The 4,572-nt window shown below is 72.8% G+C and carries 4 protein-coding genes; 3 read left to right on the top strand and 1 reads right to left on the bottom strand.

Annotation, left to right across the window (positions count from 1 at the left end; all coding sequences use genetic code 11):
- Positions 1-146 precede the first annotated feature (146 nt).
- Positions 147-935 carry a DeoR/GlpR family DNA-binding transcription regulator gene (locus ACWEVO_RS30870; RefSeq protein ID WP_452310988.1) on the top strand — a complete coding sequence of 263 codons (789 nt, stop codon included), beginning with the start codon at positions 147-149 and terminating at the stop codon, positions 933-935.
- Positions 932-2,005, top strand: coding sequence for a galactose-1-phosphate uridylyltransferase (galT, locus tag ACWEVO_RS30865; protein WP_452310987.1), 1,074 nt, complete (start codon positions 932-934; stop codon positions 2,003-2,005). Before ACWEVO_RS30870 ends, galT begins: the two co-directional genes overlap by 4 nt.
- 256 nt (positions 2,006-2,261) lie before the next feature.
- On the opposite strand, the gene ACWEVO_RS30860 is transcribed toward galT, so the two are convergent.
- Complete coding sequence (locus ACWEVO_RS30860; RefSeq protein ID WP_452310986.1) at positions 2,262-3,479, bottom strand: NADP-dependent isocitrate dehydrogenase; 1,218 nt, start codon at positions 3,477-3,479, stop codon at positions 2,262-2,264.
- 134 nt (positions 3,480-3,613) lie between these two features.
- On the opposite strand from ACWEVO_RS30860, the gene ACWEVO_RS30855 reads away from it, so the two are divergent.
- The gene (locus tag ACWEVO_RS30855) at positions 3,614-4,402 is read left to right on the top strand and encodes an MBL fold metallo-hydrolase (RefSeq protein WP_452310985.1); all 789 of its coding nucleotides are present in this window, start codon (positions 3,614-3,616) and stop codon (positions 4,400-4,402) included.
- Positions 4,403-4,572: the final 170 nt, after the last annotated feature.

Here is a 4,572-nt window from a genome sequence, read left to right as displayed (position 1 = left end):
GCCGCCGTCCCCGCCCGGGGCCGGCGGCGGTCGCACGTCCGGCCCCGGTCCGCTTCCGCTGTGCGGCGCTGCGCGGTAGTGTTCGGCTTTGTTGGAACACGTTCGACCACGTGGGCATGTGGTCGAGAGGGCGGAGGTGACCGGGGATGCTCGCGCGCCAGCGGCAGACGGCCATCCTGGACCGGGTCCGCGCCGCCGGCGGCGTCCGGGTCACCGAGCTGGCCGCCGAGTTCGGGGTCTCCGACATGACCATCCGGCGCGACCTGGAGACGCTGCACGAACAGGGACTGCTGGCCAAGGTGCACGGCGGAGCCACCCTCGCCGGCCCGGGCTCGACCGACGAGCCGGGCTTCCGGGCCAAGTCGGTCCGCCAGGCGGCGGAGAAGGCGGCCATCGCGGCGCGGGCCGCGGAGCTGGTCCGCCCCGGCGCGGCCGTCGCCCTCTCGGCCGGTACGACCACCGCCCAGTTGGCCCGCCACCTGCTCGACGTACCGGGAATCACGGTGGTGACCAACTCCCTGCCGGTGGCCGAGATCCTGCACGTCGGCGGCCGGCCGGACCAGACCGTGGTGCTCACCGGCGGGGTGCGTACCCCCTCGGACGCGCTGGTCGGCCCCCTCGCGGTGGCCGCGCTCGGCGCGCTCCACCTGGACGTGCTCTTCCTCGGCGTGCACGGGATCAGCGAACGGGCCGGGTTCACCACGCCGAACCTGATGGAGGCGGACACCGACCGGGCCCTGGTCGCGGCGGCGGACCGGCTGGTGGTGCTCGCCGACCACACCAAGTGGGGCACCGTCGGCATCTCCTCGATCGTCAGCCTGGACGCGGCCGACGTGCTGGTCACCGACGACCGGTTGGCGCCGGACGCCCGGCGGGTACTCGCGGACAGGGTGGGCGAGCTGGTGATCGTGCCGGGCAGCGAGGGGGCGGAGTGAAGCGTACGCAGATCGAGCTGGCCGACGGCCGCGAGCTGATCTACTTCGACGAGCGGGACGACGCCGTCCGCGACCAGCCGGACCGGCGGGAGCTGCCCCCGCCCCCGCCCGCCTCCCAGCTCCGGTACGACCCGCTCACCGACGAGTGGGTTGCCGTGGCGGTGCACCGGCAGACCCGCACCTTCCTGCCCCCGGCCGACGAGTGCCCGCTCTGCCCCTCCCGCGACGGCCGGCTCAGCGAGATCCCGGCCCCCGACTACGACGTGGCCGTCTTCGAGAACCGCTTCCCATCGCTCAGCCAGCGGGTCGCCGCGGAGCCGGACGAGATCACCCCGTTCACGCCGGTCCGCCCGGGGCGCGGCCGGTGCGAGGTGGTGTGCTTCACCGACGACCACAACGCCTCCTTCGCCGCCCTCTCCCCCCGCCGGGTCCGGACCGTGCTGGACGCCCTCGCCGACCGGACCACCGCGCTGGGCGCGCTGCCGGGGGTCGAGCAGGTCTTCCCGTTCGAGAACCGGGGCGTGGAGATCGGGGTGACCCTGCACCACCCGCACGGGCAGATCTACGCGTACCCGTTCGTGACCCCGCGGACCCGGACCATGCTGGCCGCCGCCCGCCGGCACGCCGAGCGGACCGGCGGGAACCTGTACGCGGACGTGCTCGCCGCCGAGCGGGCCGCCGGGGACCGGGTGGTGACGGAGAACGAGCACTGGACGGCGTACGTGCCGGCGGCGGCACGCTGGCCGTTCGAGGTGCACGTGGCGCCGCACCGGCCGGTGCCGGACATCCCGGCGCTCGACGACGCGGAGCGGGACGCCTTCGGCCCGCTCTACCTGGACGTGCTGCGCCGCTTCGACGGGCTGTTCGACCTGCCGATGCCCTACATCGCCGCCTGGCACCAGGCCCCGGTACGCGTCGACCGCGAGCTGGGGCACCTGCACCTGCAGCTGTTCAGCATCCGGCGGGCCAAGGACAAGCTGAAGTACCTGGCCGGCTCCGAGTCGGGGATGGGCGTCTTCATCAACGACATCGCCCCGGAGCGCGCCGCCGAACTGCTCCGCGCCGGGTGACACCCCCGCACAACAGGGCGCGGGGGGCCCGGGACAGGGCCCCCCGCAAGGGAAGGGACGGCTGGCTGCGCGCGACAGCCGGGAAGGCTGGCTGGTCGGCACTCAGGCCGCGAGGCGACGCGGTCAACCTTCCTTGGACGGGACTGGAATCTCGTCCACCCTGCTCAACGAGGCGCGGCCGGTCGGGGTGACGCCCGGACACGACGGAGCCCGCCGGCACGGGGCCGGCGGGCTCGGTCGGTGACGCGGGCGAGGATCAGGCGGCGACCTTGCGCGCCAGGTTCTCGTCGAGCGCGTTCATGAACTCGTCGGTGGTCAGCCACGGGGCGTCCCGCGAGATGAGCAGCGCGAGGTCCTTGGTCATCTGGCCGCCCTCGACGGTCTCGACGATGACCTGCTCCAGCGTGTTGGCGAACTCGGTGACCGCCGGGGTGCCGTCCAGCTTGCCCCGGTGGGCGAGGCCCCGGGTCCAGGCGTAGATCGAGGCGATCGGGTTGGTCGAGGTCTTCTCGCCCTTCTGCCACTGCCGGTAGTGCCGGGTGACGGTGCCGTGCGCGGCCTCGGCCTCGACCGTACGGCCGTCCGGGGTCATCAGCACGGAGGTCATCAGGCCCAGCGAGCCGAAGCCCTGCGCGACGGTGTCCGACTGCACGTCACCGTCGTAGTTCTTGCAGGCCCAGACGAAGCCGCCCTCCCACTTGAGCGCGGCGGCGACCATGTCGTCGATCAGCCGGTGCTCGTAGGTGATGCCGGCCTTCTCGAACTCCGACCGGAACTCGTTCTCGAACACCTCGGCGAAGATGTCCTTGAACCGGCCGTCGTACGCCTTGAGGATGGTGTTCTTGGTGGACAGGTAGACCGGGTAGCCGCGGTCCAGGCCGTAGCGCATGGAGGCGCGGGCGAAGTCCCGGATCGAGTCGTCGAAGTTGTACATGCCCATGGCGACGCCGCCGCCGGGGAAGTTGGCGACCTCCATCTCCATCGGCGCGCCGCCGTCGGCCGGGGTGTAGGTGATGGTCACCGTGCCCGGGCCCGGAACGACGAAGTCGGTGGCCTTGTACTGGTCACCGTGCGCGTGCCGGCCGATGATGATCGGCTTGGTCCAGCCCGGGACGAGCCGCGGCACGTTGGACATGATGATCGGCTCACGGAAGACGACGCCGCCGAGGATGTTGCGGATGGTGCCGTTCGGCGACCGCCACATCTTCTTGAGGCCGAACTCCTCCACCCGGGCCTCGTCCGGGGTGATCGTGGCGCACTTGACGCCGACGCCGTGCTCCTTGATCGCGTTCGCGGCGTCGACGGTGACCTGGTCGTCGGTCTCGTCGCGGTGCTGGATCGACAGGTCGTAGTAGTGCAGGTCGACATCGAGGTACGGCAGGATCAGCTGCTCCCGGATCTGCTTCCAGATGATCCGGGTCATCTCGTCGCCGTCGATTTCCACGACCGGGTTGTTTACCTTGATCTTCGCCATCGGCCGGCGCTCCTCTCGGGGGACACATGCTCAAGCAGTACGAGCGTACTGCAAACAGACCGGGGCTCCCCAGCCGGCCTCACCCCGTGGAAACGGGGTCGCCCCGGAAGGGGACGCGGTGCCATCCTTCCCGGATGCCGCTGGATCACACGATCGGGTCTATCACGGTCACCGCCCTGCTCGACGGAGTGGGGCCCTTCTTCCAGCCGCGCGAGGAGGCCTTCCCGGGCGCCACCGCCGCCCAGTGGGCGGAGGCCGATCGCCGGGACCCGGCCGCCGTCACCCCGGACGGTCGCTGGTGGCTGCCGTTCCGCTGCTTCGCCCTGCGTACCGGGGACGGGCCGGTCACCCTGGTGGACGCCGGCATCGGCCCGGCCGACTCGCTCGCGGCCAGCTGGGCGCCGGTCCCGGGCAGGCTGCCCGCGGAACTGGCCGCGGCCGGGATCGACCCCGCGGACGTCCGTAGCGTGGTGCTCACCCACCTGCACTCCGACCACGTCGGCTGGGCCGGCGACCTCTTCCCGAACGCGGACCACCTGGTGCAACGGGCGGAGCTGGACGCCCTGGCCCGGTTCCACCCGGAACTGCCGGCCCGGCTCCTCGGGCCGTTGCGCGCCGCCGGCCGGCTGCGGGTGCTCGACGGCGACACCGACCTCACCCCCGGGGTACGCGTGCTGAGCACCCCGGGACACACGCCCGGCCACCAGTCCGTGCTGGTCGACTCCGGCGACGACCGCCTCCTGGTCACCGGCGACCTTCTGGTCCACCAGCTGCAACTGGCCGACCCGACCCTGGCCTACGCGCACGAGGAGGATGCGGTCCTGGCCCGCACCACCCGCGAGACCCTCCTGCACACCCTGGCCACCCAGGGCCCCACCACCCTCGCCACCCCCCACCTCACCCACCCCTTCACCCCCCTCTGACCACGCCCCACCCCGGCCACCGTCCCGCGGCCCCCGGCCCGACGCCCTGGTCCCCGACCCCGGTCCGGTCGGCCCCAGCCCCGGTCCCCGGCCGGACCCCGGCCCCGGAGACCGCCAACAGGCCCGTGAAGTCCGACTCGTCGGACGTGCCCGGCCCGCCGCACTCGTGC

The organism is Micromonospora sp. NPDC003776 (assembly GCF_053605645.1).
This window is presented reverse-complemented; position numbering and strand designations above follow the sequence as displayed.

Bases quoted from the DNA above. Each gene is read 5' to 3' on its own strand.
- ACWEVO_RS30870 (WP_452310988.1), top strand. From the start codon at position 147: ATGCTCGCGCGCCAGCGGCAGACGGCCATCCTGGACCGGGTCCGCGCC.
- ACWEVO_RS30860 (WP_452310986.1), bottom strand. From the start codon at position 3,479: ATGGCGAAGATCAAGGTAAACAACCCGGTCGTGGAAATCGACGGCGAC.
- ACWEVO_RS30855 (WP_452310985.1), top strand. From the start codon at position 3,614: ATGCCGCTGGATCACACGATCGGGTCTATCACGGTCACCGCCCTGCTC.